Below are 3,369 nucleotides of genomic sequence, written 5' to 3'. Positions count from 1 at the left end.
GGTCGCGTCGACGAGGTAGTTCACGTCGCCCCGCGTCCAGATCACGGCCGGAATTCGCTCACGAATGACAATGTCGAGGCCGCTCGGATAAACGCGCGTGATCTGCGCCTTATCCACCCATGGAATTCGATCGATGCGCTTTAGCGCCGCTTCGGAATCGAACGCAGCAAACGTCCGGACGTTCGGCAGATCGAGCGCGTCGAAAATGTCGTTATCGGCCGCGTAGTGCTGCCCCCTGACGCTCACCTGATCGATGCCGAATCCGGCGGCGATCATCAGCGCGTTCGCCTTGCCGTCGAGTTTGCCCGCAAACCCTTTCAGCCGGTCGATGGGAAGCGTGATTGCCGCGACCCCCGTCACGACTAAAAGCGCGGTGAATGTCAGCACCGGCGCCACCCACCGTCGCGACGGACGCCTGGATCGGTGATAGCGGCGTTCGCCGCGTGGTATTTGCAGCGCCAGCGACGGACGTGACCGGGCGAGCTTGCTCGATCCCGAACGAGTTTGCGACGGCGCGAAAGCAGGCGTGGCCTCCGGCGTCCGCGCATCCAGCGCCCGCCACCAGTACCTCTGTCCGCTCGCTATCTGTTGCAACTCGCGTCCTCGACCATCCATCGGACGAGGTCACCGAACGACCAGCCGGCGTACCCCGCCAGCTCGGGCACGAGGGAAGTTCCCGTCATGCCAGGCTGCGTGTTCACTTCCAGGCAGATCAGTTCATGCGTTCCGCTTTTCGTGTCGTCGAAGCGGAAATCGGCCCGCGACACGCCGCGGCAGCCCAACGCCTGATGCGCCTTTAACGTTAACAAGCGGGCTGACTGGTAAACATCCGGTAAAAGTTGTGCAGGCAGCTCGTGGCGCGAGCCACCAGCACCGTATTTGGACTCGTAATCGTAGAAGGCGAGGCCCCTGAGAGGCACGATCTCGATCACATCGGTGACGAAATCGCCGATGACGGCGCAGGTGATTTCACGGCCCGGGATATAGCGCTCGACCATCAATATCTGCTCAGGCGACCCGCAGGACGCGATCGAGTTTGGCGGCCGCTCGGCGTCCGGCGGCACGATGACGACGCCGACGCTTGATCCTTCGGTCACCGGCTTGACGACATAGGGCGGAGTCATGACGTGGCTCTCGAGCGCCTCACGGCACGTCACAAGCTTCGCCTCCGCCACCGGGACGCCGGCGAGCTTCATGATGTCTTTTGCGCGCTCCTTATGCATGGCAAGCGCCGAAGCCAGCACGCCGGAATGCGTGTACGGAATGCCGAGAATCTCAAGGATTCCCTGCACGCAGCCATCCTCGCCGAACTTGCCGTGCAGCGCGTTGAAGCACGCATCAGGCTTCAACGCATGAAGCTGGCTGGCGATGCCGTCGCCGACATCGATCTCGGTGACGCGGTAGCCTTCCTCACGCAGCGCTTCGCCGACGGCCGCGCCCGAATTCAAGCTCACCTCGCGTTCGGCCGACAGTCCGCCCTTCAATACGGCGATGTGGCTGCGAGTGCGTTCCGGCACGGCGCCGAGCTTCGTCATGTCTCATTCCTGCTGTTGAGGTCTTCAGGACTGGTCGGCACGAGCATCGGCGCCTTCGGCAGCGAGTGCTTCCCCTATCGGCCTGCCCGGTGTTGGCACACCGAGACGGATGATTTCCCAATCGAGCCTGACGCCTGACTGAGATTTGACGCGCGCCCGAACCGTCTCGCCGAGCGTCTCTACTTCTTCGCCCGTCGCTTGCCGATCGTTGATCAGAAAATTGCAGTGCATGTCGGAAACCTTGGCGCCGCCGACGCGCAAGCCCCGGCAACCTGCCTCGTCGACGAGCTTCCAGGCACTGTGGCCCGGCGGATTGCGAAACGTCGAGCCGCCAGTGCGTTCCTTGATCGGCTGGTTCTTTTCCCGGTACTCGGCGACTTCGTCCATCTCTTTGAGAATTTCGGTTGGCTCGCCGGCCGTTCCTTGAAACGTCGCCGCCGTGAAAATCCAGCCATCCGGCACGCTGCAATGGCGATACGTGAAGCCCATGTCCGCAGCCGACAGGACATGAATATTGCCATCGAGATCGACGGCCCGCGCCCCCGCGAGGCAATCCTTTGTCTCGCGGCCGTGTGCACCGGCATTCATCCGCAGCGCACCGCCGATCGAGCCCGGAATGCCGCGATAGAACGCCAGTCCGCGAATGCCCGCTTCCGCCGCCGCACGCGCCACCTTAACGTCGGGGACCGCCGTACCGGTGGTGAGTTTGTTACCGGGCTCGACGTTGATTTCACCGAAGCCGCGCCCGAGGCGAATGACAATTCCCGGCACGCCGCCGTCGCGTACCAGCAGGTTCGAACCGAGGCCGATGACGTTGATGGGGATACCGTCGGGTAACGTCTGCAGGAAATAGGCGAGATCGGCTTCGTCGGCCGGACTGAACAAAACCTGCGCCGGTCCACCGACGCGAAACCATGTGATATCGGCAAGCGCCGCATTAGCGGTAAGCCGCCCGCGCAGCTCGGGCATGATCGCGCGCAAGTCGCTGGCGATGTCCTCGAACGTCACGCGGCGCTCCCTTTGCGTTTCGGCGTCTCGTTCAGCCACTCGGGCAGCGCATGCGCCCACTCCGTCGAGTTGCCCGCCCCGAGACAGACGACGATATCGCCCAGATGCGCTTGCCGCTGGATTGCCGGTATCAGATCGCCCGGCGCATCGACAGCCTCCACGGATCCGTGTCCGTTCGCTCTGATACCATCGGCGAGCGTGCGGTGATCGATGCCCGCAATTGGACTTTCGCCCGCAGTATAGAGCGGCGCGACGATGACGTGATCGGCGTCTTTGAAGCACGCAACAAACTCGTCGAAGAGATCACGGACGCGCGTATAGCGATGCGGCTCGACGACCGCGATGACGCGACCCTTGGCGCCGCGGCGCGCCGCCCCGAGCACGGCCGCGATTTCGGTCGGGTGGTGGCCGTAGTCATCGTAAATCGCGACACCGTTCCATTCGCCCGTCAACTGGAAGCGCCGTTTGACGCCGGAAAATCCGGCCATCGCCGCTTTGATCTTCGCGTCTTCGATCCCGGCCTCGGTCGCGACTGCGATCGCGGCGAGTGCATTGAGGGCATTGTGCGCGCCCGGCAGCGGAACCGACCAGCCTTCGAGCTTGCGCGCCCCGCCCTTAACGCGCGCCGTCAGGCTCGCGTCGAAGTACGTCGTGTTGCCCTCGATGCGCACGGACTGCAGGATGAGATCGCAATCCGTACTCTCACCGTAAGTTAGCAAGCGGCGCCCATCGGCGCGAAGACCAAGGCTCTGCACCATATCGCGCACGATCGGATGATCGATGCAGGCGACCGCGAGGCCGAAAAACGGAATGTTCTTGAGGAAAA

At 63.3% G+C, this 3,369-nt stretch carries 4 protein-coding genes; all 4 read right to left on the bottom strand.

Features of this window, described 5'->3' with window-relative positions; genetic code table 11:
- A partial coding sequence (locus VN623_RS01425; protein ID WP_325567359.1) for a cell division protein FtsQ/DivIB occupies positions 1-594 on the bottom strand: 594 nt, incomplete at its 3' end.
- Positions 582-1,535 carry a D-alanine--D-alanine ligase gene (locus VN623_RS01420; RefSeq protein ID WP_325567357.1) on the bottom strand — a complete coding sequence of 318 codons (954 nt, stop codon included), beginning with the start codon at positions 1,533-1,535 and terminating at the stop codon, positions 582-584. The genes VN623_RS01425 and VN623_RS01420, both read right to left, overlap by 13 nt.
- A gap of 24 nt (positions 1,536-1,559) precedes the next feature.
- Positions 1,560-2,504, bottom strand: a complete 945-nt coding sequence (gene murB / locus VN623_RS01415; protein WP_325567361.1) for a UDP-N-acetylmuramate dehydrogenase — start codon at positions 2,502-2,504, stop codon at positions 1,560-1,562.
- A 35-nt stretch (positions 2,505-2,539) separates the two neighbouring features.
- Positions 2,540-3,369, bottom strand: an 830-nt coding sequence (locus tag VN623_RS01410; RefSeq protein ID WP_325567355.1) for a glutamate ligase domain-containing protein, incomplete at its 5' end; no start/stop codon positions are given.

This window comes from Hyphomicrobium sp. (genome assembly GCF_035572195.1).
GTDB lineage: Bacteria > Pseudomonadota > Alphaproteobacteria > Rhizobiales > Hyphomicrobiaceae > Hyphomicrobium_B.
Note: the sequence above shows the minus strand (reverse complement) of the source record. Positions and strands in the feature narration are given on the sequence as shown.